The organism is Micromonospora sp. NPDC007230, from assembly GCF_042869115.1.
Classification (GTDB): Bacteria; Actinomycetota; Actinomycetes; order Mycobacteriales; family Micromonosporaceae; genus Micromonospora.
In genome coordinates, this window is sequence record NZ_JBIAFE010000041.1 from 20,708 (window position 1) to 46,653 (window position 25,946).

22 protein-coding genes are annotated in these 25,946 nt (G+C 72.1%); 7 read left to right on the forward strand and 15 right to left on the reverse strand.

Annotated features, from left to right (window positions below):
* Positions 1-2: 2 nt before the first annotated feature.
* Both ACFYML_RS34300 and ACFYML_RS34305 read left to right on the forward strand, forming a co-directional pair.
* Positions 3-1,100: a mandelate racemase/muconate lactonizing enzyme family protein gene (locus tag ACFYML_RS34300; RefSeq protein ID WP_387424596.1), complete on the forward strand. Its 1,098-nt coding sequence runs from the start codon at positions 3-5 to the stop codon at positions 1,098-1,100.
* Positions 1,101-1,156: 56 nt separating this feature from the next.
* Positions 1,157-2,074, forward strand: coding sequence for an NlpC/P60 family protein (locus tag ACFYML_RS34305; protein WP_387424597.1), 918 nt, complete (start codon positions 1,157-1,159; stop codon positions 2,072-2,074).
* A gap of 61 nt (positions 2,075-2,135) precedes the next feature.
* On the opposite strand, the gene ACFYML_RS34310 is transcribed toward ACFYML_RS34305, so the two are convergent.
* The 3 genes from ACFYML_RS34310 to pnuC all read right to left on the reverse strand — a co-directional run bounded on the left by ACFYML_RS34310 (position 2,136) and on the right by pnuC (position 5,413).
* On the reverse strand, positions 2,136-3,134 hold the full coding sequence (locus tag ACFYML_RS34310) for a TerC family protein (RefSeq protein WP_387424598.1): 999 nt from the start codon (positions 3,132-3,134) through the stop codon (positions 2,136-2,138).
* Between the two features lie 451 nt (positions 3,135-3,585).
* Positions 3,586-4,704, reverse strand: a complete 1,119-nt coding sequence (locus tag ACFYML_RS34315; protein WP_387424599.1) for an AAA family ATPase — start codon at positions 4,702-4,704, stop codon at positions 3,586-3,588.
* 55 nt (positions 4,705-4,759) lie between these two features.
* Positions 4,760-5,413: a nicotinamide riboside transporter PnuC gene (gene pnuC, locus ACFYML_RS34320; RefSeq protein WP_387424600.1), complete on the reverse strand. Its 654-nt coding sequence runs from the start codon at positions 5,411-5,413 to the stop codon at positions 4,760-4,762.
* 102 nt (positions 5,414-5,515) lie between these two features.
* Between pnuC and ACFYML_RS34325 the strand changes: the two genes are divergently transcribed.
* Positions 5,516-5,809, forward strand: coding sequence for an antibiotic biosynthesis monooxygenase family protein (locus ACFYML_RS34325; RefSeq protein WP_387271899.1), 294 nt, complete (start codon positions 5,516-5,518; stop codon positions 5,807-5,809).
* A gap of 273 nt (positions 5,810-6,082) precedes the next feature.
* Here ACFYML_RS34325 and ACFYML_RS34330 read toward each other — a convergent pair whose 3' ends face one another.
* Complete coding sequence (locus ACFYML_RS34330; RefSeq protein ID WP_387424601.1) at positions 6,083-6,997, reverse strand: DUF5753 domain-containing protein; 915 nt, start codon at positions 6,995-6,997, stop codon at positions 6,083-6,085.
* Positions 6,998-7,115: 118 nt separating this feature from the next.
* A complete protein-coding gene (gene uvrB, locus ACFYML_RS34335; RefSeq protein ID WP_387424602.1) occupies positions 7,116-9,224 on the reverse strand; it encodes an excinuclease ABC subunit UvrB in 2,109 nt (702 codons plus the stop codon).
* Positions 9,225-9,520: 296 nt separating this feature from the next.
* Between uvrB and ACFYML_RS34340 the strand changes: the two genes are divergently transcribed.
* The gene (locus tag ACFYML_RS34340; protein ID WP_387424603.1) at positions 9,521-11,602 is read left to right on the forward strand and encodes a hypothetical protein; all 2,082 of its coding nucleotides are present in this window, start codon (positions 9,521-9,523) and stop codon (positions 11,600-11,602) included.
* Between the two features lie 6 nt (positions 11,603-11,608).
* Here the strand turns inward: ACFYML_RS34340 and coaE are convergent, their stop codons facing one another.
* Positions 11,609-12,787, reverse strand: coding sequence for a dephospho-CoA kinase (gene coaE / locus ACFYML_RS34345; protein ID WP_387424604.1), 1,179 nt, complete (start codon positions 12,785-12,787; stop codon positions 11,609-11,611).
* A gap of 352 nt (positions 12,788-13,139) precedes the next feature.
* Positions 13,140-14,627, reverse strand: a complete 1,488-nt coding sequence (gene rpsA / locus ACFYML_RS34350; protein ID WP_387424605.1) for a 30S ribosomal protein S1 — start codon at positions 14,625-14,627, stop codon at positions 13,140-13,142.
* A 350-nt stretch (positions 14,628-14,977) separates the two neighbouring features.
* On the opposite strand from rpsA, the gene ACFYML_RS34355 reads away from it, so the two are divergent.
* From ACFYML_RS34355 to ACFYML_RS34365, 3 genes are read left to right on the forward strand one after another with little or no spacing between them, the layout of a single operon-like run.
* A complete protein-coding gene (locus ACFYML_RS34355; RefSeq protein WP_387424606.1) occupies positions 14,978-15,784 on the forward strand; it encodes a class I SAM-dependent methyltransferase in 807 nt (268 codons plus the stop codon).
* Positions 15,785-15,823: 39 nt separating this feature from the next.
* Complete coding sequence (locus tag ACFYML_RS34360) at positions 15,824-16,042, forward strand: DUF2945 domain-containing protein (protein WP_073833827.1); 219 nt, start codon at positions 15,824-15,826, stop codon at positions 16,040-16,042.
* Positions 16,029-16,460 (forward strand): DUF3140 domain-containing protein, encoded by a 432-nt coding sequence (locus ACFYML_RS34365; protein WP_387424607.1) that lies wholly within the window; start codon positions 16,029-16,031, stop codon positions 16,458-16,460. The genes ACFYML_RS34360 and ACFYML_RS34365 overlap by 14 nt, the downstream gene beginning before the upstream one ends.
* Positions 16,461-16,604: 144 nt before the next feature.
* Here the strand turns inward: ACFYML_RS34365 and polA are convergent, their stop codons facing one another.
* The 8 genes from polA to ACFYML_RS34405 form a co-directional block, all read right to left on the reverse strand.
* Positions 16,605-19,304, reverse strand: coding sequence for a DNA polymerase I (polA, locus tag ACFYML_RS34370; RefSeq protein ID WP_387424608.1), 2,700 nt, complete (start codon positions 19,302-19,304; stop codon positions 16,605-16,607).
* Positions 19,305-19,439: 135 nt separating this feature from the next.
* Positions 19,440-20,240 (reverse strand): amino acid ABC transporter ATP-binding protein, encoded by an 801-nt coding sequence (locus tag ACFYML_RS34375; protein WP_387424609.1) that lies wholly within the window; start codon positions 20,238-20,240, stop codon positions 19,440-19,442.
* Positions 20,241-20,245: 5 nt separating this feature from the next.
* On the reverse strand, positions 20,246-21,226 hold the full coding sequence (locus ACFYML_RS34380) for an amino acid ABC transporter permease (RefSeq protein ID WP_387424610.1): 981 nt from the start codon (positions 21,224-21,226) through the stop codon (positions 20,246-20,248).
* A gap of 2 nt (positions 21,227-21,228) precedes the next feature.
* Positions 21,229-22,140 (reverse strand): ABC transporter substrate-binding protein, encoded by a 912-nt coding sequence (locus ACFYML_RS34385; RefSeq protein ID WP_387424611.1) that lies wholly within the window; start codon positions 22,138-22,140, stop codon positions 21,229-21,231.
* Positions 22,141-22,169: 29 nt separating this feature from the next.
* Positions 22,170-22,880 carry an ABC transporter ATP-binding protein gene (locus tag ACFYML_RS34390; protein ID WP_073833833.1) on the reverse strand — a complete coding sequence of 237 codons (711 nt, stop codon included), beginning with the start codon at positions 22,878-22,880 and terminating at the stop codon, positions 22,170-22,172.
* The gene (locus ACFYML_RS34395; RefSeq protein ID WP_387424612.1) at positions 22,870-23,715 is read right to left on the reverse strand and encodes an ABC transporter ATP-binding protein; all 846 of its coding nucleotides are present in this window, start codon (positions 23,713-23,715) and stop codon (positions 22,870-22,872) included. Before ACFYML_RS34395 ends, ACFYML_RS34390 begins: the two co-directional genes overlap by 11 nt.
* Positions 23,708-24,853 (reverse strand): branched-chain amino acid ABC transporter permease, encoded by a 1,146-nt coding sequence (locus tag ACFYML_RS34400; protein WP_387424613.1) that lies wholly within the window; start codon positions 24,851-24,853, stop codon positions 23,708-23,710. The genes ACFYML_RS34395 and ACFYML_RS34400 overlap by 8 nt, the downstream gene beginning before the upstream one ends.
* Complete coding sequence (locus ACFYML_RS34405; protein WP_357446366.1) at positions 24,850-25,800, reverse strand: branched-chain amino acid ABC transporter permease; 951 nt, start codon at positions 25,798-25,800, stop codon at positions 24,850-24,852. Before ACFYML_RS34405 ends, ACFYML_RS34400 begins: the two co-directional genes overlap by 4 nt.
* Positions 25,801-25,946 lie beyond the last annotated feature (146 nt).

Here is a 25,946-nt window from a genome sequence, read left to right on the forward strand (position 1 = left end):
ACATGACGATCGCCGCGGTACGCACCCACCGGCTCTCCGCCCCCTTGCACACCCCGTTCGTCACCGCGCTGCGCCGCACGACCACGGTGGACACCCTGGTCGTCGAGGTCGTCGACAGCGACGGGCGGTCCGGGTTCGGCGAAGCCCCGCAGGTCTGGCAGGTCACCGGGGCGTCGATCGCCGGCGCCGAGGCGTGCGTCCGGGATCTCCTCGCCCCCACGCTGACCGGACGGGACGCCGACGACCTCCAGGCCCGCTGCGCCGAGGTGCGCCGGACGGTGGTCGGCAACGAGTCCGCCAAGGCGGCCGTCGACGTCGCCCTGCACGACCTGGCCGCGCGGCGGCTCGGCGTACCGCTGGTGCGGCTGCTCGGCGGCACCAACCTGCGGGTCCCGACGGACGTCACGCTGGCCGCCGGCGACGCCGTGGACCTGGCCGCCGCCGCGAAGCAGCGCCGGGCCGAGGGGTTCACCGTGCTCAAGCTGAAGGTCGGCACCGACGCCCGGGGCGACCTGGACCGGGTCCGCGCGGTCCGCGCGGCGGTCGGCCCGGACGTGCGCATCCGGCTGGACGCCAACCAGGGTTGGACCCCGCGCGAGGCGGTCCGGGTCATCCGGGGCATCGAGGACGCCGGGCTGGACGTCGAACTGGTCGAGCAGCCGGTCCACCGGCGGGACCTGGACGGGCTGGCCTGGGTCAGCGACCGGGTCGACCTGCCGATCCTCGCCGACGAGTCGGTCTTCGACGTCCGCGACCTGGTCGAGGTGATCCGCCGGCGGGCGGCCGACATGGTCAACGTCAAGCTGGCCAAGTGCGGCGGCCTGCACACCGCGCGGACGCTGCTCGACCTGGCCGCCGCGCACGGGATGGGCACCATCGTCGGCTCGATGATGGAGAGCCCGGTGGGCGTGGGCGCCGCGGCCAGCCTGGTCGCCGCCTACGGCACCACGGCCGTCTCCGACCTCGACGCCGCCTGGTGGCTCGCCTGGTCGCCGGTGGGCGGCGGGATCCGGTACGACGGCGCGAGCGTCCTGCTGCCCGACGAGCCCGGCCTCGGCATCTCGGCCGTACGTGAAGTCAATGTGCACGCCCGCGGTTGATGGCTGGTGAAATTTTTCATAGGGTCGCCGGAGAGAACCGCGAGGTGGGAGTGGACGTGGAGCTGCAGCCGGGCCGCGAGGCCGTCGTCCGGGTCCCGGTCGCGACCCTATGGAGCGCCCCCGAGGCCGTCCGCCCGATCGACGGTGCCGCACTCGGCGACACGCCGGACACCGCCGCCTGGGTCGCCGGCATGGACCGCGACCAGCAGGTCGGCGAGTGCGTGCTGAGCCAGCTGCTGCTCGGCGAGCGGGTGCTCGTCACCGAGCTGCGCGCGGACGGCTGGGCGCAGGTCGTCGCCCTCGAACAGCCCGCCGCCAAGCTCGACCCCCGGGGCTACCCCGGCTGGCTGCCCACCGCCCAGCTCACCGCCCCGGCAGAGACCGACGCGTCGGCGGGCCCGCTGGTGGTGGACGCCACGCTCACCGCGCTGCGCACCGCCCCGGACGGCCCGGTGGCCCTGCCCGACGTGGTCCTCGGCACCCGTCTCGCACCGGCGGGCCGGACGGTGGACGGATGGCGGCCCGTGCACGTACCCGGCCGGGTGGACCCGCTCTGGGTGCCCGAGGCCGACGTGGTCCCGCTGCCCACCGAGCGGCCGGAGGCCAAGGAGGTGCTCGCCGTGGCGGAGCGGCTGCACGACCTGGTCTACGTCTGGGGCGGGGTCTCCAGCCACGGGATCGACTGCTCCGGTCTGGTGCACCTGGCCTGGCGGCGGTACGGGGTGACGCTGCCCCGGGACGCCGACGACCAGGCCGGGGCGACCACCCCCCTGGCGCTGGGCGAGGAGCGCCCCGGCGACCTCTACTTCTTCGCCCGGCCCGGCCGCCGGATCCACCACATCGGCATCGTGAGCAGCGAGCCGCAGGGTGAGGTCCGGCGGATGCTGCACGCCTGCTACATCCAGCGCGTGGTGATCGAGCAGCGGCTTCCCGATTACCGGGAGGCCACCCTGGTCGCGGCCCACCGCGTCTGACCTCCGTACGCGACTGGGGCGCTCCCGCGGTCGGGAGCGCCCCAGTCGCGTGTGGGTCCGGTCAGTGTCGCGCCGCGGCCAGCTCGCGGCGCCGGTCCCGGGACGACTTGACCAGGCTGGCCGCGGTGGCGATCCCCAGGGTGCCCAGGATGACGGCCAGCGACAGCCAGATCGGGATGTGCGGGGCCCAGGCCACGTGCTCGCCGTTGTTGATGAACGGCAGGTTGTTGTCGGCGAGGGCCTCCAGGACCAGCTTGACCCCGATGAAGCCGAGCACCACGGCGAGCCCGTAGCTGAGGTAGATCAGCCGGTCCAGCAGCCCGCCGAGCAGGAAGTAGAGCTGCCGGAGCCCCATCAGCGCGAAGACGTTCGCGGTGAAGACCAGGTACGGCTCCTGGGTGATGCCGAAGATCGCCGGGATCGAGTCGAGCGCGAAGATCAGGTCGGTGGTGCCGATCGCGATCATCACGATCAGCATCGGGGTGAAGAGCCGCCGCCCCTTCTCGTGGGTGGTCAGCTTCGCGCCGTCGAAGTCCCGGGACAGCGGCAGCGCCTTGCGGCTCCACCGGATCAGCACGTTCTCGCTGAACTCGTCCTCGTCCGGCTCGCCCTGCCGGGCCAGGTTGATCGCCGTGTAGATCAGGAACGCGCCGAAGATGTAGAAGACCCAGGTGAACTGGGCGAGCAGGGCGGCGCCGGCGGCGATGAAGCCACCCCGCATCGCCAGCGCCAGCAGGATGCCGATGAGCAGCACCTTTTGCTGGTACTGCCGGGGCACCGCGAAGCGACCCATGATGATCACGAAGACGAAGAGGTTGTCCACCGAGAGGCTGTACTCGGTGAGCCACCCGGTGTAGAACTGGCCGGCCACGCTGGGCCCGGCGGCGAGCCACAGCCCCACGCCGAAGAGCAGGGCCAGCCCGACGTAGAAGCCGACCCAGATGCTCGACTCACGGACGCTGGGCTCGTGCGGGCGCCGACCGATGATGAGCAGGTCGACGAGCAGGACGGCGGTCAATGCGACGAGGGTCGTCGCCCACACCCATCCGGACACGTTCAAGATCTAACCTCCGGCAGACACACAGCGTCGGGCACACCGTACGCCCCGTGCGGGGCCAAGGTGCGTCGACGCTGACTCTGGTGACTGTCGGAGGTCTCTTCCGCCACCGACCGGGGGTGCCGGATCGCTGACCAACGGAGCCGGGTCGTGCCACCGGGGGGCCGGCGCTCTTCCGTGCTGACGACTCCGTTGCGGGGGAATACTCCCCTCCTCGGGCGCCATTGTTCACCATGAAGGCGGCTCGGCGCATCTCCGGGTGCCCGGATCGATGAGGGAATTACGTCACCCTGCGAGGTGGATCTCCTCCGCCCGGGCTTCCTAGGAGGCTAGCTGGACCCGCTGCCCGTCGGCATCCCAGGCCTGGCGGCATGCCCGGCCGGTGGAATACCGCCAGGTCGACGAGACCCGGTATCGGCTGTCGGGAAAGCCCGATCTCGCCCCTGGCGGATGCTCAGGTGGGGAGCAGCGGGTCGGCGAACGACCAACCGGCGGCGAGCAGAGCGTCGCAGGCGGCCACGGCGCTGGCCAGCCGGGCCTCGTGCGGCCCGCGCAGCTCCAGCACGGGCACCCCGCAACCGGCGAGTTCCGCACGGAACCGCCCGGTCATCCAGGTCCTCAGGTGCTCGCCGTCGCGCAGCCCGTCGTCGGCGAACGGCACTCCCTCGTGGTCGGTCAGCAGGTACAGCGCCGGCCGGCGGGCGACCGCCCGCACCTGCGCGGACGCCGAGCCGAGGTAGCGCTCCTCCCAGATCGAGGTGGCGCGGACGTCGGTGTCACAGAACAACAGGGGGCCGCTGACCCGGGCCGCCGCGTCCTCCGCGGCCTGCTGCTCGCGTACCACCTCGGCGAAGTCGGCCCGGTCCCAGGTGACGTCGAAGACGGTTGCCGCCGGCCGGCGGCGCCGCAGCTCCGCGAGCTTGCGCGCGGTCAATTCGCGCCCGTACTCGGGGACCCAGGCGGTGCCGTAGTGGGCGGCCAGCGCCTCGGCCATCGTCGTGGTGCCGGTGGATTCCGCGCCCACCACCACGACCCGGCGGACCAGCCAGGCCCGCACCGGTGGGCTCAGCCAGCGCCAGTGCCCCACCGGGTCCGCGCGGACCGCTGTGCCGGAGACGGGCACGGTGCGCCGGTCCAGGTCCACGCAGACCGGCACCGCGTCGAACCGGCGGGCCAACTCCGCCCCGTACGCCTCCGAGGAGAAGACCGCGTCCACCGGCTGTCCGCCGAGCGCCTCCCGGAACACCGCGCAGTGCAGGTCCCAGATCGCCGGGTCGGCGTAGTCGACCGGATGGTCGTCGTACCGGCCGACGACCCGCACCCACGGGGTGGCGGCGTGCACCTCGCGCAGCCAGGCCACCCGGTCCGGGAGCGGGATCGACTCCCGCCGGGACGGGGCGACCACCACGGTGACCGCCGCGCAGCGGGCCGCCGCCGCCGCGATCAGCGCGTGGTGCCCGGCGTGCGGCGGATAGAACTTCCCGACCACCAGCCCGTGCCGGAACTCCGGCACCGGCCGGCACGCACCGTCGCCCGTCGGGTCGCCGGCCGCCTCGCCGGCGCCACCGGTCACCACGACTCCTCGGTTCGCGGCCGCGGGGCTCGCCGGACCGGCTCACGTCGCGCGCTCACGCGACCACCGGTGCCGGGCCGGGCGGCACCGGCGCCGCCGCCGACCGCTGCCGCAGGTCCGCCCGCCACTCCCGCAGCCCCAGCACGCAGAGCGCCAGGAAGACCAGGTACAGGCCGCCGGTCAGCCAGAGCCCTTTGTACGCGTAGAGCGGGAGGTAGATCAGGTCGGCGGCGATCCACAGCCACCAGCTCTCCACCAGCTTGCGGGTCTGGCCGTAGGTGGCGAGCAGCGACAGCGCGGTGGTGACCGCGTCGGCGAGGGGCACCGTGGAGTCGGTGGCCCGATCCAGCAGCGCCCAGAGCCCGCCCGTGAGCAGCACCCCGGCAACCGCCAGCGCCCACCACTCCCGGCGCCCGGTCCGGCTCACGGTGAGCCGGCTGCGCCGCTGCCCGCCGAAGAGCCAGTGCCACCACCCGTACAGGCCGAGGGCGACGTAGACCACCTGCAGGCCGGCGTCGGCGTACAGGCCGGCGGCCCAGAACAGCAGCATGAGCAGCAGCACGTTGGCGATGCCGACTGGCCAGTTCGCGATGTGTTGCCGCGCCACCAGCCAGACGTTGACCACCCCGGTGGCGAAGCCGAGCACCTCCGCCCAGGTGGTGCCGACGCCCGCGACGGTGAACGCCGTAGCGGTGAGCCAGTCGAGCATGTGTCCCTCCCCGCGTTCCGCGCGCTCACCCTAAGGGGAGTGTGGCGGCCGGAACAGCCCCCGGGGCGGACGGGCCGACGGCCGGCGTGCGAGGCTTCGGGCATGGTTCTTGAGGTCGCGCTGATCGACGTGACACCCGGGCAAGAGGACGCCTTCGCCGCCGCCTACGCGCAGGCGTACCCCCTTCTCAGCGGCGCGGAGGGCTGCCGCTCGGTGCGGATGACCCGGGGCGTGGAGTCGCCGTCCCGGTTCGTGCTGCTGGTGGAGTGGGACTCGGTCGAGGCACACGACGTCAACTTCCGGCAGAGCGAGCGGTTCCCGCAGTGGCGGGCGCTGATCGGTCCGCATTTCGCCAACCCGCCGCTGGTCGAGCACTTCGTGGACGTGCCGGCCTGAGCTGTCATACCCCTCGCATAGCCTGCGGGGGACGCGCCGGCCACCGATCCCGACGGGCATCGGGGGCGCCGGGCCCGGTGGCGGCGCGGGCAAGGCTGCGGCCAGCCGCGCCCGATTGATCAACTTCCGGGCGCCCCTACTGCCCGCGGCAGGGCTCGTGGCCGCCCGCCCCGGCCGGATGTGGGCGGCCAGCACATGCGCAGCCGGGAGGACCCGGTCCGGCCAGCACGCGCGCACCCCGGAGGACGCCGTCCGGCCGCGGGGACGTCGCGTTCAGTGCAGTTCGGGGACCGGGGCGTCGCGGGGCTCGCGGGGCCGCGGCACGTGCACCGGGCCGAGCCGCCGGGCCAGCAGCTCGACCGTCTCCTCCTCGGGCAGCGCCGCCGCCAGCAGTCGGTCGACCAGCAGCTCGTAGCGGGCGATGTCCGCCTCGGCGACCAGCCGCAGGTCGGTGGTGAGGGTCTCCACCAGCACCGTGCGGGGGTCGGCCGGGTCCGGGTACGCGTAGTAGGAGAAGGCGGTCAGCGGGCGGACGCCGCCGTCCGGGGCGGCGTCGCTCGGCACCACCCGGATGGTGATGTGCGGCCACTCGGCGAGGGCGACCAGGTGCCGCAACTGGTCCCGCCAGACGTCGGCCGGCGTGCCACCCGAGTCGCAGACCCGCTCGTCGACCAGCGCCGTGTAGTGCGGCGGATCCGGGCGGCGCAGCACCTCCTGGCGCACCGTCCGGCCCCGTACGTCGGACTCCACGTCCACGTCGTCGCCGAGCAACGCCCCGGCGCTCACCCGCAGGCGGGCGTAGGCCGGGGTCTGCAGCAGGCCGGGCACGAGGGCCGGTTGATACTCCACGATGCGGGCGGCGCCCGCCTCCAGTTCCGCGTACGCCCGCTGCCGCTCGCCCATCTCGCCCAGGGCCTTGGACAGGCCCCGCCCGGTGGCGGCGTCCCGGGCGATGACGATCAGCTCGTTGCGCTGGTCGGCAGGCACCTGGTAGGCGTCGAGCAGGTCGAGCACATCGGCCAGGTCGGGCCGACTCTGGCCCAGCTCGATGCGGGACAGCTTCGAGGTGGACGCCCACCCGAGCCGGACACAGACCTGCTCCAGGGTGAGCGCCTCGCGGCGACGCAGCCGGCGCAGCTCCGCGCCGAGGCGCACCCGCCGGACGACAGGACTTGCTGACAGCCGCATACCAGCCTCCCCACCGTGGGAGAGTACGCATTGCCGTCACTCACGGCAATACCTCACTCGCGCAGTGCAACCGGCCTGGAGTCCATCCCGGGGGCACGTCCACCGCCGCCCGGCCCGCTCACTTCACGCCGGCCGCGTCCATGCCGCGCAGTTCCTTCTTGAGGTCAGCCACCTCGTCCCGGATCCGGGCCGCCAGCTCGAACTGCAACTCCCGCGCGGCGGCGAGCATCTGGTCGTTGAGCTCCTGGATGAGGTTGGCCAGGTCGGCCCGGGCCATGCCCTCCCGCGACGGGGTGGCGGCACCGCCCCGGCCGCGGCTACGGGTCTCCTTGACCGGGGCCTTACCCCGGGACAGTTGCCGGACCGCCCCGCCGACGCGGGTGTTCTCGGTGTCCTCCGCCTCGCGGTAGATGTCGTCGAGGATGTCGTGGATCTTCTTCCGCAGCGGCTCGGGGCTGATCCCGTGCGCCTCGTTGTGCGCGATCTGCTTGGCCCGGCGCCGGTCGGTCTCCTCGATCGCGTCCGCCATCGACGGAGTGATCTTGTCGGCGTACATGTGGACCTGGCCGGACACGTTACGCGCCGCCCGGCCGATGGTCTGGATGAGCGACCGGCCGCTGCGCAGGAAGCCCTCCTTGTCGGCGTCGAGGATCGCCACCAGGGACACCTCGGGCAGGTCGAGCCCCTCCCGGAGCAGGTTGATGCCGACCAGCACGTCGTACTCGCCCTTGCGCAGCTCGCGCAGCAGCTCCACCCGGCGCAGCGTGTCGACCTCCGAGTGCAGGTAGCGCACCCGGATGCCGTTCTCCAGGAGGTAGTCCGACAGGTCCTCGGCCATCTTCTTGGTCAGGGTGGTGACCAGGACCCGCTCGTCCCGCTCGGTCCGCAGCTTGATCTCGTGCATCAGGTCGTCGATCTGCCCCTTGGTGGGCTTCACCACCACCTCGGGGTCGATCAGGCCGGTGGGGCGGATCACCTGCTCGACGAACTCGCCCTGGGCCTGCTCCAACTCCCACGGGCCCGGGGTGGCGGAGAGGAACACCATCTGGCCGACCCGCTCCAGGTATTCGTCGAAGCGCAGCGGCCGGTTGTCGGCCGCGCTGGGCAGCCGGAAGCCGTGGTCGATCAGCATCCGCTTGCGGGAGGCGTCGCCCTCGTACATGCCGCCGATCTGCGGGATGGTCACGTGCGACTCGTCCACCACGGTGAGGAAGTCGTCGGGGAAGTAGTCGAGCAGGCAGTGCGGCGGGCTGCCGGGCAACCGGCCGTCGATGTGCATGGAGTAGTTCTCGATGCCGGAGCAGAAGCCGACCTGCCGCATCATCTCGATGTCGTAGGTGGTGCGCATCCGCAGCCGCTGCGCCTCCAGCAGCTTGCCCTGCCGCTCCAGCTCGGCCAGCCGCTCGCCCAGCTCGGTCTCGATGTCGCGGATCGCCCGCTCCATCCGCTCCGGCCCGGCCGCGTAGTGCGTGGCCGGGAAGATCATCAACTGGTCGACCTCGCGGACCACGTCCCCGGTGAGCGGATTGAGGTAGTAGAGCTTCTCGATCTCGTCACCGAACAGCTCGATCCGGACGGCCAGTTCCTCGTAGGCCGGGATGATCTCCAGCGTGTCCCCGCGGACCCGGAAGGTGCCCCGCTGGAACGCCATGTCGTTGCGGGTGTACTGGATGTCGACCAGCCGGCGCAGCAACTGGTCACGGTCGAGCTCCTGGCCGACGGCCACCCGGACCGCGCGGTCCAGGTATTCCTCCGGGGTGCCCAGACCGTAGATCGCCGAGACGGTCGCCACCACGATGACGTCGCGGCGGGTGAGCAGCGACATGGTCGCCGAGTGACGCAACCGCTCGACCTCCTCGTTGATCGAGGAGTCCTTCTCGATGTAGGTGTCGGTCTGCGGGATGTACGCCTCGGGCTGGTAGTAGTCGTAGTAGGAGACGAAGTATTCCACCGCGTTGTGCGGGAGCAGCTCGCTGAACTCCTTGGCGAGCTGGGCGGCGAGGGTCTTGTTGGGGGCGAGCACCAGGGTCGGCCGTTGCAGCCGCTCGACCAGCCACGCCGTGGTGGCGCTCTTGCCGGTGCCGGTCGCGCCGAGCAGCACCGTGTTACGGTCGCCACGCCGCACGCGACGCTCAAGCTCGTCGATGGCTGCCGGCTGGTCGCCGGCCGGCTGGAACTCGCTCACGACCTGGAAGCGGCCGTCGAGCCGGGGAATGTCGAGCGCCATGACCCCAACGGTACGCCCGCGGTCCGACACTTCGGGCCGACCACGGACCGTCCGTGATTGGCTTCGATATTCCCATTGTGTGCCCCAGCACACCCGACTACCCTCGTACCGTAGGCCGCTCGCGGCGGCCGACCGGGCCCGGTGGCCGCCCGTCAAGGGCGCGGCCGCCCCCGGCACAGGGTCGCAGCACCCGGGACGACCGGCGTGCGCACCCAGGTGGTCGCGCTGGAGGCGCTGACCGGCCGCCGCGAGCGCCCCTGCTCGTCACCGGATCCCGACAGCCGCGTTGTCCACTCGTGGAGACCTCCCCCGGCCGCCGGTCCCGGCCCGCTCCGTCGCCCGACGTCAGCCCGCCCCCCGCCGACGGTCCCGCGGAGCCGACCACCGATGGCGCCGACGAGCCGACCCCCGGCACCCGGACCCCGCGCGCCGCCGACCAGCCCGGCACCGGCACCCCTCCCCCGCAGTCGACCGACCAGCCGCACCTCGACCCGCCACGCCCGCACGCAGCCGACCGGCAACGCGTCAGCGCACCGCTCGCCCGCACCGCCGGCCGGCCCGGCGCCGACCCGCCGGCGCCCCGCGCGATCGACCAGCCCGGCGCCGGCACAGCGCCCCCACGCACCGCCGGCCGGCACGGCGCCGACCCGCCGCCACCAGGCACCGCCGGCAGGGCCCCACGCCGCACCACCCCCACCCCCGGCACCCGCGTCGAGCCAGGCAGCACCAGCCCGGACGGGGGACCGGCGCCGACCGCCGTGCCCCGCGAACCGGGCCGCCGCCACCGTCGCGCCCGCTCGACGGCCGGTGACCGACTCCTGGCCCTCCCGTTCCGCCGTCGGCGGGCCGACCCGGCAGCCGCCACGGGCCCGCTGCCGCCGGGCAGGGAGGCCGGACCACCGCCCGACACCGACGCGGACGGTACCGACGACCCGCCGGAGCGGTCGGCCCGGCGCCGAGCGGTGCTGGTCGCGCTCGGCGTCACCGCGGCGGCCTCGGCGGCGGCGCTGGTCGCCGGGCTGCTGAGCTGGTCGCCCGAGCCGGCCGATCCGGCCCGGCCGCTCACCGCGCCGGAGGCCGAGCTGCTGGCGGCGATGCGGGTCACCAACCAGCGCGACGTCCGCGCCGGCGTACGTGGCTCGGTCGGGACGGGCGACGCGCGCACCGAGTTCGTCGGCTGGGTCGACTGGGCCCGGCCGCTGGTCTACCTGGACGTCGGCGGACCGGGTGCCGGCACCGAACGCGGGCTGGTCCAGGCCAACCGGTCGGCGCTGGTGGTCCGGCCCGATCCGGCCGCGACGCCCAGCCCCGCCCCGCCCCCGCTGGTGCCCCCGGCCGACCGCTGGCGGCTGCGGGAGCCGCCCGCCGGGCGTGCCGTGGCTGCCGTCCGGGACCTGCTCCTCGGGCTGAGCGCGAACCGGACCGACCCCACCTCCACCGAGGCCCGCTGGCTGGGCCAGGACACCGCCGAGGGCAGCCCGGTCGACATCCTCCAGGCATCCCTGCCGACGGCCCCGGCCCCGACCGCACCGACCACCGCCGCACCGACCGCCGCCGGCACGAGCAGCGGCGCCGGAGGAGGCACCAGCGGGCCGGCAACCGGCGGCGGGCCGAGCTGGCGGCCGCGTCTCTGGCTGGACCGGGACGCGCGGCTGCATCGGCTGGAGGGGCGGCTGTCGGACGACACCCCGGTCACCGTCGAGCTGGCCCGCAGCGACCGCCCCACGCTCCGCCCGGTGGACGCGCTCGGCGGCCGACCGGGCCTGCCCCGCGCGCTCGCCGACGGCGAGACCGACCGGCTGGTCCGGCTGCCCGACCGGCTGCGGGCGAGCGGAGGCGCGACGCTGACCCTGACCGCCCCGCTCGGCCCGACCGCCAACCTGCGGGCCGCCGGCTGGCTGAGCTGGGCGCAGTCCGCCGCGTACCTGGCGCTGGTCGAGGTCGACACCCCGGGACGCCGGACCCTCCTGCGGTGGCGGTCCGGGCAGGTGGCCCGGGTGGAGGTCCCGGGCGACGGCGCGGCGACGGAGCTCCCGGCGGCACCGCCGCTACCGCCGCCCACCGGGGTGACCTGGCCGGCCGACCAGCCGCCGGGGGACGACCTGGACCGGCTGCTGGAGGCGGCGCTGCGGGCCGGCAGCGGCTCCGGGCCGGCGGGGACGACGGTGCGAGTCCGGGACGACCGGGTGGCCGACCGCGCGGTGGACGTCATCGAGGTGCGGTCCGGCGCGACCGCGCTGCGCTGGTGGATCGACCGGAGCGGTCTGCCGCGCCGGTTGGAGCTGCGGACCGGGCGGGGCGTCTGGGCCCAGCTCGACCTCACCCCCGGCAGGGTGCCGGCGCTGCCCGTGGCCGCGCCCGGACCGGCCACACGCTGAGCCCGGTCAGGGCCGCCAGCCGGTCTGCGCGGCCCACTCCTCGGCCCGCAGGTGCTCCTCGTCGAACCAGGGGTCCTTCAACGTCCCGTACGTGGCGCTGTCCGGGGCCGACGCGACCAACTCCCGCTTCAGCTGGAGGTAGGCGGCCCGCTGGCCCGGGTCGGCGCGCAGGTGGTCCCGCATCAGCAGCGCGTACCGCCAGCCGGGCGAGCCGGCCACCCGCAGGTGCAGGTAGACCGGGCGGCCCGGGTCGGCGCTGCCGTGCAGCCGCTTCTCCCACCGGGCACTGCCCGGTGGGCGAGGGTTGTCCCACCAGTCGCCGGGCAGCCGGGGGAACCCGGCGTCGGCGAGCCGCTCGGCGAGCGCCCCGTCCGCCTCCGCCAGCGACGAGACGGTGAGCTGGATGTCGATGACGTCCTTGGCGGCCAGCCCGGGCACCGCGGTGGAGCCGATGTGGTCCACGCGCACGTCGGCCCCGGCCGCGCGCCGGATCCGGGCGGCCAGTCGGGCGTACTGCTGGGGCCAGGACGGGTCCGGCCCGGTGAGCACCACCTGTTCCGGCCGCACCGCGTGGCGTTCGCGGACGTTGCGCTCGTAGGGCACCAGCCGCTCGTGCCAGAGCGCGTCCACCGCCGCATGCAGCTCGTCCAGCGGGCCGTCGTTGGTCAGCACCACGTCGGCCGCCGCCTGCCGGCGAGCGTCGTCGGCCTGCGCGGCGATCCGCCGCTCGGCCTCCGCGCGGTCCATGCCCCGGTCGTGCGCCAGCCGCGCCAGCCGGGTGGCCACCGCCGTCTGCACCACGACCACCAGGTGGTACGTCGGCGCGAGCCCCACCTCCACCAGCAGCGGTACGTCGTTGACCACGACCGCGTCCGGGGGCGCGGCGGCGGCCAGTTCGGCGGTACGCGCGCGTACCCGGGGATGGGTGATCGCCTCCAGCCGGCGGCGGGCCGCCGCGTCGGCGAAGACGACGGCGCCCAGCGCCGCCCGGTCGAGCGCGCCCTGTGCGTCGAGCACCCGGTCGGAGAAGGCGGCGACGATCTCGGCCAATCCCTCGGTGCCCGGGGCGACCACGTCGCGGGCGACCCGGTCCGCGTCGATGATCACCGCGCCGAGCGCGGCCAGCCGGCTGGCCACCGCGCTCTTGCCGGACCCGATACCACCGGTCAACCCCACCATCAGCACCCGCCCAGTCAACCCGATCACTGGGTCGGTGCCAAACCGGACGCCAACCCAGACGGGCCGCGCGGTCGACGCGAGATGCGGGATGGCGGGGTGTCCGCGGCCGATGCGCGCCGTGCGCCAGGCGGTTGCCCGCGCGGTCGGCGGGAAGGCAAACATCCGCCGCAACACCGAGTCGATCAAGCCCAGCCCGGCGGGGCCGGCGGACGACGGGGTCGGGCGGAGATACGCGAGGGCCCCGCCCCCGGCGGCCCGGTGAGACCGGATCGCGGGGACGGGGCCCGTCGTCGTCAGCGACGGCTCCAGATCGACATGGCGTCAGACGCGCCGACCTGGAGGTGCCGTCGCAGGAGGGTCACTTGCCGCCGGCGAGCTTCTCCCGCAGCGCGGCGAGCGCCTCGTCGGTGGCCAGGGTGCCGGCCGGCTCCTCGGCCTGACGGCTCGGGGCCGCGGTCGAGGTGGTGGTGCCGCCGGCCGCAGCCGGAGCCGGGTGGGCGGCAGCCTCGGCGTCGGCGGCCCGGGAGGTCTGCACCTGCTTGGTGTGGGCCTCCCAGCGCTGGCGCGCCTCGGCGTACTGCTGCTCCCAGGTCTCGCGCTGCTTGTCGTAGCCCTCGAGCCACTCGCCCGTCTCCGGGTCGAAGCCCTCCGGGTAGATGTAGTTGCCCTGCTCGTCGTAGGTCGCGGCCATGCCGTAGAGGGTCGGGTCGAAGTGCTCCTCGCCCTCGACGAAGCCCTCGTTGGCCTGCTTGAGCGACAGCGAGATCCGGCGACGCTCCAGGTCGATGTCGATGACCTTGACCATGACCTCGGAGCCGACCTGGACGACCTGCTCCGGGATCTCCACGTGGCGCTCGGCCAGCTCGGAGATGTGGACCAGGCCCTCGATGCCGTCGTCCACCCGGACGAACGCGCCGAACGGCACCAGCTTGGTGACCTTACCCGGCACGATCTGCTGGATCGCGTGGGTACGGGCGAACTGACGCCACGGGTCCTCCTGGGTCGCCTTCAGCGACAGCGAGACCCGCTCGCGGTCCAGGTCGACGTCCAGGACCTCGACCTCGACCTCCTGGCCGACCTCGACGACCTCGGACGGGTGGTCGATGTGCTTCCAGGACAGCTCGGAGACGTGCACCAGACCGTCCACGCCGCCCAGGTCGACGAACGCGCCGAAGTTGACGATCGAGGAGACGACGCCCTTGCGGACCTGGCCCTTCTGCAGCTTGTTGAGGAACTCGGTGCGCACCTCGGACTGCGTCTGCTCCAGCCAGGCCCGGCGGGACAGAACCACGTTGTTGCGGTTCTTGTCCAGCTCGATGATCTTGGCCTCGAGCTCACGGCCGACGTACGGCTGCAGGTCGCGCACCCGCCGCATCTCGACGAGCGAGGCGGGCAGGAAGCCGCGCAGGCCGATGTCGAGGATGAGACCACCCTTGACGACCTCGATGACCGAGCCGCGGACGACCCCGTCCTCGTCCTTGATCTTCTCGATCGTGCCCCAGGCCCGCTCGTACTGCGCCCGCTTCTTCGAGAGGATCAGACGCCCCTCCTTGTCCTCCTTCTGGAGAACAAGGGCCTCGATGTGGTCGCCGACCGAAACCACCTCGGCCGGGTCCACGTCGTGCTTGATCGACAACTCGCGCGAGGGAATGACACCCTCGGTCTTGTAGCCGATGTCGAGCAGGACCTCGTCCCGATCGACCTTGACGACGGTGCCTTCGACAATGTCGCCGTCGTTGAAGTACTTGATGGTCTCGTCGATCGCGGCGAGGAAAGCCTCCTCGGAACCGAGATCGTCGTGGGTGACCTTGTTGGCGCTCGAGGGGGCCTCGATGCTGCTCGTCATGTGGGCGGTTGCTCCGGTCGGATGGGTTGTCACAGCAGGCGTGGCGTCGCGGTGACTCGTCCGCGCCAGCAGATCCGTCGCCGGGCACACCGAACGATCACCGTAGGAAGATCATTAGTGGCTCCGGTGACCGCACACCTGCTCCCTGCCGAGGCACACGATCCGCGAGCGCATCCTCTAGCCTACCCGGTGCATTACCACAGCGTGCAAGCCCTCCCCGGTCCTGACGACCTCGTCAGCTGCGAAAGCGGAGATTTCGCGCGGTAAGGTCCGGTAGCTGTCTCATCCGTCACATCGGCCCCACCCCACCCATGACGGCGACCCGCCGGGTTGAAGCTAGCGTGACTCCAATGAACGAGGACAGGGTGACCCGGCGCCGGGTGGGCGCCGCGGAGGTTCGCCAGGCCAACCGCGGCTGGTGGGACGCCGACGCCGACGAGTACCAGGCCGAGCACGGCGCGTTCCTGGGCGACGTGGACTTCGTCTGGTGCCCCGAGGGGCTGCGCGAGGCCGACGCCCGGCTGCTCGGCGAGGTGGCCGGGCGGCGGATCCTCGAACTCGGCTGCGGGGCGGCGGCCGCCGCCCGCTGGCTGGCCACCCAGGGGGCCCGGCCGGTCGCCCTGGACCTCTCCGCGGGCATGTTGCGGCACGCCGCGCAGACCGCCGCGCGCACCGGGGTACGCGTACCGCTGGTGCAGGCCGACGCGCTCGCGTTGCCGTTCGCCGACGCCGCCTTCGACACGGTCTGCACGGCGTTCGGCGCGATCCCGTTCGTGGCCGACTCGGCGGCGGTGATGCGGGAGGTGTCCCGGGTGCTGCGACCCGGCGGTCGCTGGGTCTTCTCGGTCACCCACCCGATGCGGTGGATCTTCCTCGACGACCCCGGTCCGGGCGGACTGGCCGCCGTGCATTCGTACTTCGACCGCTCCCCGTACGTCGAGCAGGACGAGCACGGGGTGGCCACGTACGTCGAGCAGCACCGCACCCTCGGCGACCGGATCCGGGAGCTGGTCGGCGCCGGGTTCCGCCTGCTGGACCTGGTGGAGCCGGAGTGGCCGGAGGGGTACGAGGGGATCTGGGGGCAGTGGAGCCCGCTGCGCGGCCGGCTCTTCCCCGGCACCGCGATCTTCGTCGCGGAGAAGCCGACCGCCGGGTAGCCGTCGTTTCCGCCCGGCGGCCCCGGGTACCCGGAGGGCATGGCCGAGAAGGAGTTCCGCGAAGGCGACCACGTCTCCTGGGCCGCCCACAGTGGCCGGGCGTACGGCGTGGTGAAGGAGAAGCTGGTCGACCGGACGCACGTCCGCGGGCACCCGGTGAACGCCTCGCCGGAGGACCCGCAGTACCGGATCCGCAACGACCACTCGGGCCGGGATGTCGCGCACCGACCGGAGGCGCTCCGCCGTGAGTCGAAGTGACGATGGGCGGGACACCTATCGGGAGTTCACCGAGGCGGTGAACATGAAACCCGGCGAACTCCAGAAGTGGCTGGAGACGGACGAGTCGAAGCATGTCGGCTGGCGGAAGAAGGGCAGCAGGGGCGGTGAGTCGGTCGGCCACGAGTCCGGCCGGAAGATCGTCGAGCTGCTGCGCCGCCGGCGCGACGAGCTCTCCGAGAGCGACTACCGGCACATGCGCAAGGTGGTCGGATACGTCCGGCGGCACATGGCGCAGCGACCGAGCGGCGACGTCCGCGCGACCCGGTGGCGGTACTCCCTGATGAACTGGGGGCACGACCCCGTCAAGGCCCCGCTGCCCCCGCCGGGCGGCCCGTCCCGCAAGGCCCTGGAACGGCACGGCGCCCCGCCCAGGGCACGCCGCGGCCCCGGCCGCTGACCCGGCCGGCCCCCAACCCGCCTCACTCCGCCGGCCCGACGCATCCTGTTGATCATGAGGTTGCCGGAGACGTGGATCTGGCAACCGCCGTCAACCTCATGATCAACCGCAGCGAGCAGCGACAGATTCCGCCCCGGGCTCCGGTCAGTGGTCGGCGCTGTTCCAGTCGCGGCCCTCGCCGACGGAGACCTCCAGCGGCACCGACAGCGGGTACGCCTCGCCCATCTCCTTGCGGACCAGGGCCTCCAGGGTGGCACGCTCGCCGGAGGCGACCTCGAAGACCAGCTCGTCGTGCACCTGGAGCAGCATCCGGGAGCGCAGCCCGGCCTCGCGCAGCGCGGTGTCGACGTGCAGCATGGCGACCTTGATGATGTCGGCCGCCGAGCCCTGGATCGGGGCGTTGAGCGCCATCCGCTCGGCCATCTCCCGGCGCTGCCGGTTGTCGCTGACCAGGTCGGGCAGGTAGCGGCGGCGGCCCAGGATGGTGGAGGTGTAGCCGTCCTGCCGAGCTCGGGCCACCACCTCCTGGAGGTAGTCGCGGACGCCGCCGAAGCCGGCGAAGTAGTTCTCCATCAGCCCGCGCGCCTCCTCGGCGCTGATCCCGAGCTGCTGGGAGAGGCCGAACGCGCTCAGCCCGTAGGCCAGGCCGTAGTTCATCGCCTTGATCTTGCGCCGCTGGTCGGCGGTGACCTGGTCCACCGGTACGCCGAAGACCGAGGAGGCGGTGGCCGCGTGGAAGTCGTGCCCGGAGTTGAACGCCTCGATGAGCGCGTCGTCCGACGACAGGTGCGCCATGATCCGCATCTCGATCTGGCTGTAGTCGGCGGTGAGCAGGCACTCGTAGCCCTGGCCGACGACGAAGGCCCGGCGGATCCGCCGCCCCTCCTCGGTGCGGATCGGGATGTTCTGCAGGTTGGGCTCGGTCGAGGAGAGCCGGCCGGTGGCCGCCACGGTCTGGTTGAACGTGGTGTGGATCCGGCCGTCGTCGGAGACGGACTTGAGCAGCCCGTCGACGGTCGACTTGAGCTTGGCGACGTCCCGGTGGCGCAGCAGGTGCGCCAGCACCGGGTGCGGCTGCTGGGCGTAGAGCCACTGGAGGGCGTCCGCGTCGGTGGTGTAGCCGGTCTTGATCTTCTTGGTCTTGGGCAGGCCCAGCTCGCCGAAGAGGATCTCCTGGAGCTGCTTGGGCGAGCCCAGGTTGAACTCCCGCCCGATCTCCGCGTACGCGCCCTGCGCGGCGGCCTTCACCTCGGCGGCGAAGTGCGCCTCCAGCTCGGACAGGTATTCGGTGTCGGCGGCGATGCCGGTGCGCTCCATGGTGGCGAGCACCCGCATGAGCGGCAGCTCCACGCCGGCCATCAGCCGGGCCGACTGCTCGCCGTCGCGGGACAGCTCGGCGTCGATCGCGTCAGCCAGGTCGAGGGTGGCCCGGGCCTGGAGCATGAGGTTCTGCTCGGCCTCGCCGTCGTTGCCCAGCCCTTCCAGGGTGAGCTGGCCGGTCTCCGGCGCGTCGACCCGCAGCTCCCGGTGCAGGTAGCGCAGCGCCAGGTCGGTCAGGTCGTACGAGCGCTGGTCGGGGCGGGCCAGGTAGGCGGCGATCTGGGTGTCGCGGGAGATGCCCTGCAGGTCCCAGCCGTGCGCGGCGAAGGCGAGCACGGCCGGCTTGCTGTCGTGCAGCACCTTGGGGCGGGCGGCGTCGGCCAGCCAGCCCGCGAGGGCCGTCTCGTCGGCCGGGTCGAGCGTGGCCGGGTCGAACCAGGCGGCCGCGCCGCCGTTGGTGGCCAGGGCCATCCCGGTCACCGAGGCGGTGTGCCGCCGGTTCGGGCCGGTGTCGAGCTTGACCGCCAGGCCCACCGGGGCGCCGGCCGGGGCGTGCGTCTCCAGCCAGCCGGCGAGGGCGCCCGGCTCGGCGAGCAGCTGCCCGGCCAGCTCGAAGCCCGCCTCGGCCTCCGGCTCGACGGCCTCCAGGTACTGGTAGAGCCGGTCGCGCAGGATGCGGAACTGGAGGGTGTCGAAGACCTGGTGCACGGCCTCCCGGTCCCAGCCCTGCCAGCGGGCGTCCTCCGGGCGCACCGGCAGCTCCAGGTCGGCGACCAGGCAGTTGATCTCGTAGTTGCGGATCACGTCGGCGAGCCGCTCGCGCAGGCTGTCGCCGGCCTTGCCCTTGATCTCGTCGGCCCGGGCCACCACGCCGTCGACCCCACCGTAGGTGTTGATCCACTTGGCGGCGGTCTTCGGGCCGACGCCCGGGACGCCGGGCAGGTTGTCGCTGCTCTCGCCGACCAGGGCGGCCAGGTCGCGGTAGCGGTCCGGGCCGACGCCGTACTTCGCCTCGACCGCGGCCGGGTCCATCCGGGCCAGGTCGGAGACGCCCTTGCGCGGGTAGAGCACGGTGATCTGGTCGCCGACCAGCTGGAACGCGTCCCGGTCGCCCGTGGTGATCAGCACCTCCATGCCCTGGTCGCGGGCCTGGCAGGCGAGGGTGGCGATGACGTCGTCCGCCTCGTATCCCTCCTTCTCCACCACCGGGACGCGCAGCGCGGCCAGCACCTCCTTGACCAGGCTGACCTGGCCCTTGAAGTCGGTCGGGGTCTCGCTGCGGCCGGCCTTGTACTCGGCGTATTTCTCCGTGCGGAAGGAACGGCGGGAGACGTCGAAGGCGACCACGATGTGGGTGGGCTGCTCGTCGCGGAGCACGTTGATCAGCATCGAGGTGAAGCCGTAGACGGCGTTGGTCGGCTGCCCCGTGGTGGTGGAGAAGTTCTCCACCGGCAGGGCGAAGAAGGCCCGGTATGCCAGGGAGTGTCCGTCGACGAGGAGCAGGCGCGGCGTCGTAGCTGTCACGGCAGCGACTCTAGTCCGTACCGCCGACAAGCCCGACCCGCGGCGCGGCCCGAACGGCCGCGATCCGCCGGACATCGGCGGCGATGCCCGGTCTGTCGGGGTCCGGTGCGGCGCCTGCCGCACCGGACCCGACGATCAGAGGACCTTGGCCAGGAACGCCTTCGTCCGGTCGTGCTTCGGGGCGGCGATCACCTCGCGCGGGTTGCCCTGCTCGACCACCACGCCGCCGTCCATGAAGACCAGCGAGTCGCCGACCTCCCGGGCGAAGCCGATCTCGTGGGTCACCACGATCATCGTCATGCCGTCACGGGCCAGGTCCTTCATCACGTCCAGGACCTCGCCGACCAACTCCGGGTCCAGCGCGCTGGTCGGCTCGTCGAAGAGCATCAGCTTCGGCTGCATGGCCAGCGCCCGGGCGATCGCCACCCGCTGCTGCTGCCCGCCGGAGAGCTGACCCGGGTACGCCCCGAGCTTGTCCCCCAGCCCGACCCGGTCCAGCAGCTGCGCCGCCCGGTCCCGGGCCTCGGCCTTCTTGGCCCGGCGCAGCAGCACCGGCGCCTCGACGACGTTCTGCAGCACGGTCATGTGCGGGAACAGGTTGAACCGCTGGAACACCATGCCGATCGCCCGGCGCTGCGCGGCCACCTCCTTGTCCCGCAGCTCGTGCAGCTTCCCGCCGCGCTCCCGGTAGCCGATCAGGTCGCCGTCCACCCAGATCCGGCCGGCGTTGATCTTCTCCAAGTGGTTGATGCAGCGCAGGAAGGTGGACTTGCCGGAGCCGGACGGCCCGAGCAGGCAGCACACCTCCCCGGCGCGGACCTCCAGGTCGATGCCCTTGAGCACTTCGAGGGGCCCGAACGACTTGTGCACCTGCTCGGCCCGGACCATCGGGCCCGGCTTCCCTTCCGCCGAACCCGCCTGCCGGGGAATGGCCATCTCAGTCATCGTTCCGCCGTCCCGCTCGTGGTGCCACCGCTCTCGGCGGTGATGTCACGCAGCCGCTGCCGGGCCCGCTCGCTGCGCCCGAAGCCCTTCGAGAAGTGCCGCTCCAGGTAGTACTGCCCGACCAGCAGGATGCTGGTCAGGAAGAGATACCAGAGGGTGGCGGCGACGTACATCGGAAAGGGCTGGAACGTCCGGGTGACGACCGCCTTGAGCTGGAAGAACAGCTCGGCGCTGACCGGCACGTAGGCGACCAGCGAGGTGTCCTTGAGCATCGCGATGGTCTCGTTGCCGGTCGGCGGGATGATCACCCGCATGGCCTGCGGCAGCACGATCCGGCGCAGGATCTGCGCCCGGCTCAGCCCGAGCGCCTGCGCTGCCTCGGTCTGCCCCTCGTCCACCGACTGGATCCCGGCCCGGACGATCTCCGCCATGTACGCGGCCTCGGACAGGCCGAGCGCCAGCACGCCGGCCACGAACCCGGTGAGGATGTCCACGGCGCTGAAGCCGAACAGCCGGGCCTCGAAGTCGTGGACCCCGAACAGCGCGCCGATCTGCCGGTCGAAGGGCAGGCCGAACTCCACCCGGGCCCAGAGGATGCCCAGGTTGCCGAAGAGGATGCCGAGCACCAGCCGGGGCACCGCCCGGAAGAACCAGGTGTAGACCCAGGAGACGCCGCGCAGGATCGGGTTCGGCGACAGCCGCATGATCGCGATGACGATGCCGAGCCCGATGCCGAGCACCATGGAGAACACGAGCAGCACGATGGTGCCGCGCAGCCCGGCGATGATCGGCGGCCGGAACATCTCGTCGACCATGAGCGACCAGTTGAACGCCTTGTTCGTCACCAGCAGGTGCACGAACATGGCGACCAGCACCCCGATCACCGCGATGGCGAGCCAGCGGCCGGGATGCCGCACGGGCACGGCGCGGATGGGTTCCGGCCGTGCCCGTTCGGGTGTTTCGATGTCGGACGACATGGTCAGCTGGCGGGGTTCAGTTCGGAGCTCGTGACGGCGCCGCCCTCGACGCCCCACTTCTCCAGCGCCGTCTTGTAGCTGCCGTCGGTGATGACCGCCTGGACGGCCTCCTTGAGCACCTCGGCGAAGGCCTGCTGGTCCTTCTTCACCGCGTAGCCGTACGGGGCCGACTCGTAGATGTCACCGAGCAGCTCCAGCTGGCCGCCGCTCTGCTTCACCGCGTACGCGCCGACCGGGGAGTCGGCGAGCATGGCGTCGTCCTTGCCGCTCACCACGGCGGCGGTGGCGTCGCTCTGCGCCTGGTACTGGTCGATGGTGATGGCCGGCTTGCCGGCGTCGGTGCACTTCTTCGACCGGGCGGTGATGTCGTCGACCTGCACGGTGCCGGTCTGCACGGCGATCTTCTTGCCGCACGCGTTCTCCGAGTCGACGCCGCCCGGGTTGCCCTTCTTGGTCGCCCACTGGGTGCCGGCGGAGAAGTAGCTGACCATGTTGACACTCTTCAGGCGCTCGGCGTTGATGGTGAACGACGAGACGCCGACCTCGTACTTGCCGGAGTCGACACCGGGCAGGATCGAGTCGAACGGTGCGGACTCGTACTCGGCCTTGAGGCCGAGCTTCTGGGCGACCGCGTTGAACAGTTCCACGTCGAAGCCGATGACGGTCTTGCCGTCGTTGTCGAGGAACTCCGCCGGGGCGTACGTGGAGTCGGTGCCCACCTTGATCACACCGTCCGCCTTGATCGCGTCCGGCACCTTGGCGGCGAGAGCGGAGTCCGCCGCCGCGGTCACCGACGGGCCGGCGCCCGGCTCGCCGGAATTCTCCTTCTCGCCGCAGGCGGCCAACGAAAGCAGCAGCACGGCCGCGCCGGCGGCCCCGACCGCCGCCCGCCGAGCACCAGAGGGGTTGAACATGGTTGTACTCCTTCTGTGGGGGTCGCCGATCAGGCCACGCCGAGGTATGCCTCTTTGACCGACGGGTCGTGCAGCAGTTCGGCACCGGTGCCGCTCTTGACGATCCGTCCGGTCTCCAACACGTACGCGCGATGCGCCCGGGCCAGCGCCTGCTGCGCGTTCTGCTCCACCAGCAGGATCGTCGTGCCCTGCTCGTTGATCTCGGTGATGATGTTGAAGATCTGCTGGATCAACATCGGTGCGAGACCCATCGAGGGCTCGTCGAGCAGCAGCAGCTTCGGTCGGCTCATCAGCGCCCGCCCGACGGCCAGCATCTGCTGCTCGCCGCCGGACAGGGTACCCCCGGCCTGCTTGCGCCGCTCCGCCAGCCGGGGGAAGAGCTCCATCACCCGGTTGAGGTCCTGTGCGACGCCCGCCCGGTCCCGCCGGGTGTACGCCCCCATGTCCAGGTTCTCCAGCACCGTCATGCCCGGGAAGATGCCGCGCCCCTCCGGGGCCTGGCACAGCCCGCGCCGCACCCGCAGGTCCGCCCGGAGCTTGGTGATGTCCTCGCCGTTGAACCGGATCCGCCCGGAGGCCACCGGCCGGATCCCAGAGATGGCCCGCATGGTGGTCGACTTGCCGGCCCCGTTGGCGCCGATCAGGGCGACGATCTCACCCTCGTCCACGGTGAGGCTGATGCCGTGCAGCGCCTGGATCCGCCCGTACAGCAGGCTCACATCGTCGATCTCAAGCAGCATCGTCCGGCACCCCCAGGTACGCCGCGATCACCCTCGGGTCGTCCCGCACCTCGGCGGGCAGACCCTCGGCGATCTTCTTTCCGAACTCCAGCACCACGATCCGGTCGGTGACCCCCATGACCAGGCGCATGTCGTGCTCGATGAGCAGCACGGTCACGCCGGTGTCCCGGATCTGCCGGATGAGCTGGAGCAGTTCCTCCTTCTCCGCCGGGTTGAAGCCGGCGGCCGGCTCGTCCAGGCAGAGCAGCACCGGTTCGGTGGCCAGCGCGCGGGCGATCTCCAGCCGCCGCTGCTCACCGTAGGAGAGGTTGCGGGCGAACTCGTGCATCCGCTTGCGGATGCCGACGAACTCCAGCAGGCGCTCGGCCTTCTCGCGACCCTCCCGCTCCTCCCGCCAGTGCCGCGGCAGCCGGAGCAGCGCGGAGATGACGCTGGTCTTGTGGTGCGCGTCGGCACCGACCTGGACGTTCTCCAGCGCGGTCATCTCGGGGAAGAGGCGGATGTTCTGGAACGTCCGCGCCATACCCATCTTGGTGATCTGGTGGCGCTTCTTCCCGCTGATCTTCTCGCCGCGGAACCGGATCTGCCCCTCGGTGGGCTGGTAGATGCCGGTCATCGCGTTGAAACAGGTGGTCTTGCCGGCGCCGTTCGGGCCGATCAGACCGAGAATCTCGCCCTTGTAGAGGGTGAAGTCCACCTGGTTCAGCGCGACCACACCGCCGAAGCGCAGCGTGACGTTGTCGACCTCCAGCAGCGGCTCCCGCGCGGGCACCGCCTCCACCGCGGGTGCGGCGGCCTGCGCCGGGACGGCCGGCGTCTGCTCGACGTCACTCACCGACGATCACCTCCTTGCGGCGGTCCTTGAACTCCGCCGCCCGTCGTCGGTTCGGGATGAGGCCCTGCGGCCGGAAGATCATCATCACCACGAGCACCAGGCCGAAGAAGAGGAACCGGTACTCGTAGAGCTCCAGGCCGAACAGCTCGATGCCGCGGAACCGCTCGATCATGTACGCCACCAGGCCACCGCCGACGATGGCGCCGACGATGTTGCCGGAGCCACCGAAGATGACCGCGGCCAGGATGATGATCGAGTTCAGCAGCTCGAAGTTCTGCGAGTTGACGAAGTTCTGCTTGCCCGCGAAGAGCGCGCCGGCCAGGCCGGCGATCGCCGCGCCCGACGCGAACGCCCAGAGCTTGAACTTGAACGTCGGCACCCCCATCAGCTGGGCGGCGTCCTCGTCCTCCCGGATGGAGATCCACGCCCGGCCCACCCGGCTGTGGGTGAGGTTCCGCACCCCGATCACCACCAGGATGATCAGCGTGAGCACCAGCCAGTAGTACGGCCTGGCGTCGAGCACGCCGAAGAACGGCTTGCCGTCGGCGTACTTGCCCGGCGGGTGCGGGATCTGGTTGAAGCCCCGCTGCCCCTTGAGGAAGTCGGAGCTGACCGCCGCGATCCGGATCATCTCGGCGAAGCCGAGCGTCACCAGGGCCAGGTAGTCGCCGCGCAGCCGCAGCGTCGGCGTGCCCAGCATGACACCCGAGACCATGGTCAGCGCGATCGCCACCGGCACCACCAGCAGCCACGGCCAGAGCGTCTTGATGTTGCTGCTCGGCGAGGTCAGCACCGCCACGGTGTACGCGCCGACGGCGAAGAAGCCGAAGTAGCCGAGGTCCAGCAGGCCGGCGAAGCCGACCACGATGTTGAGCCCGACGGCCATCAGCACGTAGATCGAGACGGTGAACATCACCTGGGTGAAGTTCGCGCCCGGGGTCGGGATCGGCCCGAGGTACTGGTAGAACTCCTTGTTCGGCAACGCGTAGAAGAACACGATGACCGCCGCCAGCACCGCCCAGCGCACCCACCGCGGCGCGTCGCGCCACCGCTGCGCGATCGCCTCGCGGCCGTGGCGCAGCCGGTCCATTGCCGCGTCCCGTTGCTCCGGGTTCGGCGGATTAACGGTCGTCGTCATGCCCGTGCCCTCCCCAGCGATTCGCCCAGCAGACCAGTCGGCCGGAACATCAGCAGCACCACCAGCACGGCGAACGCCGCGAAGTCCTTCCACTGGGAGCCGAACAGACCCGAGGCGTAGTTCTCCACCACGCCCAGCAGCAGGCCGCCGACCAGCGCGCCGCGCAGGTTGCCGATGCCACCGAGCACCGCGGCGGTGAACGCCTTGAGGCCCAGCAGGAAGCCGACGCTGTAGGTCAGCGTGCCGATCTTCACGTCGTAGAGCAGGCCGGCCACGCCGGCCATCGACCCGCCGGCGATGAAGACCAGCATGATGATGCGGTCCTTGTTCACGCCCATCAGCGCGGCGGTGTTGGCGTCCTGGGCCACCGCCCGGACGCCGCGGCCGAGCCGGCTGCGGTTGATGAACAGGTCCAGCGCGACCATCATCACCAGCGCGGCACCGACGGTGAGCAGCTGCACCGCGTCGATGGGCACCCCGGCGATCTCGAACAACGGCTTGGTGTTGACCAGCCCGGGCGCGCCCTGCGGGAGCCGGCGGGTGTAGACGCCGAACGCCTCCGAGATCGCGATCGAGGCGCCGATAGCCGTGATGAGGAAGGCCAGCGGCGGAGCGTTCCGCTTACGCAACGGGCGGTACGCCACCCGCTCGATCACGGTCGCCGTGCCCGCCGAGGCGATGGCCGCGGCGATCACCGCCACGAGCAGATAGAACATGATCGAGCCGACCCCGCTGACCTGTGAGTTCTGGTCGAGGCCGAAGCCGTTCCAGGTCCACAGTGCGGCGAACGCGCCGGCGATGAAGACCTCGGAGTGGGCGAAGTTGATGAGTCTCAGCACGCCGTAGACCAGCGTGTAGCCGAGCGCGACCAGGGCGTAGATGGCGCCCTGTGTCAGGCCGGTCGTGGTGAGTTCCCCGAAATTGGAGAACAGTCCGTCGAAGTTCAAGGGAGGGACGCTCCATCAGGTGTGGCGAAAAAAACGGGGTGGGGGGGGGGGGGGCGGCGCCCCCCCCCCCCCCCCCCCCACCAAAAAAAACACAAAACCCCCCCCCCCCCCCCGGGGGGGTTTATGGGTTGGGGGCCGCAAGAGCC

Coding starts and splice junctions, on each gene's coding strand:
- ACFYML_RS34300 (WP_387424596.1), top strand. CDS start 3: ATGACGATCGCCGCGGTACGCACCCACCGGCTCTCCGCCCCCTTGCAC.
- pnuC (WP_387424600.1), bottom strand. CDS start 5,413: ATGCTCGACTGGCTCACCGCTACGGCGTTCACCGTCGCGGGCGTCGGC.
- ACFYML_RS34325 (WP_387271899.1), top strand. CDS start 5,516: ATGGTTCTTGAGGTCGCGCTGATCGACGTGACACCCGGGCAAGAGGAC.
- ACFYML_RS34330 (WP_387424601.1), bottom strand. CDS start 6,997: ATGCGGCTGTCAGCAAGTCCTGTCGTCCGGCGGGTGCGCCTCGGCGCG.
- uvrB (WP_387424602.1), bottom strand. CDS start 9,224: ATGGCGCTCGACATTCCCCGGCTCGACGGCCGCTTCCAGGTCGTGAGC.
- rpsA (WP_387424605.1), bottom strand. CDS start 14,627: ATGACGAGCAGCATCGAGGCCCCCTCGAGCGCCAACAAGGTCACCCAC.
- ACFYML_RS34355 (WP_387424606.1), top strand. CDS start 14,978: ATGAACGAGGACAGGGTGACCCGGCGCCGGGTGGGCGCCGCGGAGGTT.
- ACFYML_RS34360 (WP_073833827.1), top strand. CDS start 15,824: ATGGCCGAGAAGGAGTTCCGCGAAGGCGACCACGTCTCCTGGGCCGCC.
- ACFYML_RS34375 (WP_387424609.1), bottom strand. CDS start 20,240: ATGGCCATTCCCCGGCAGGCGGGTTCGGCGGAAGGGAAGCCGGGCCCG.
- ACFYML_RS34380 (WP_387424610.1), bottom strand. CDS start 21,226: ATGTCGTCCGACATCGAAACACCCGAACGGGCACGGCCGGAACCCATC.
- ACFYML_RS34385 (WP_387424611.1), bottom strand. CDS start 22,140: ATGTTCAACCCCTCTGGTGCTCGGCGGGCGGCGGTCGGGGCCGCCGGC.
- ACFYML_RS34390 (WP_073833833.1), bottom strand. CDS start 22,880: ATGCTGCTTGAGATCGACGATGTGAGCCTGCTGTACGGGCGGATCCAG.
- ACFYML_RS34400 (WP_387424613.1), bottom strand. CDS start 24,853: ATGACGACGACCGTTAATCCGCCGAACCCGGAGCAACGGGACGCGGCA.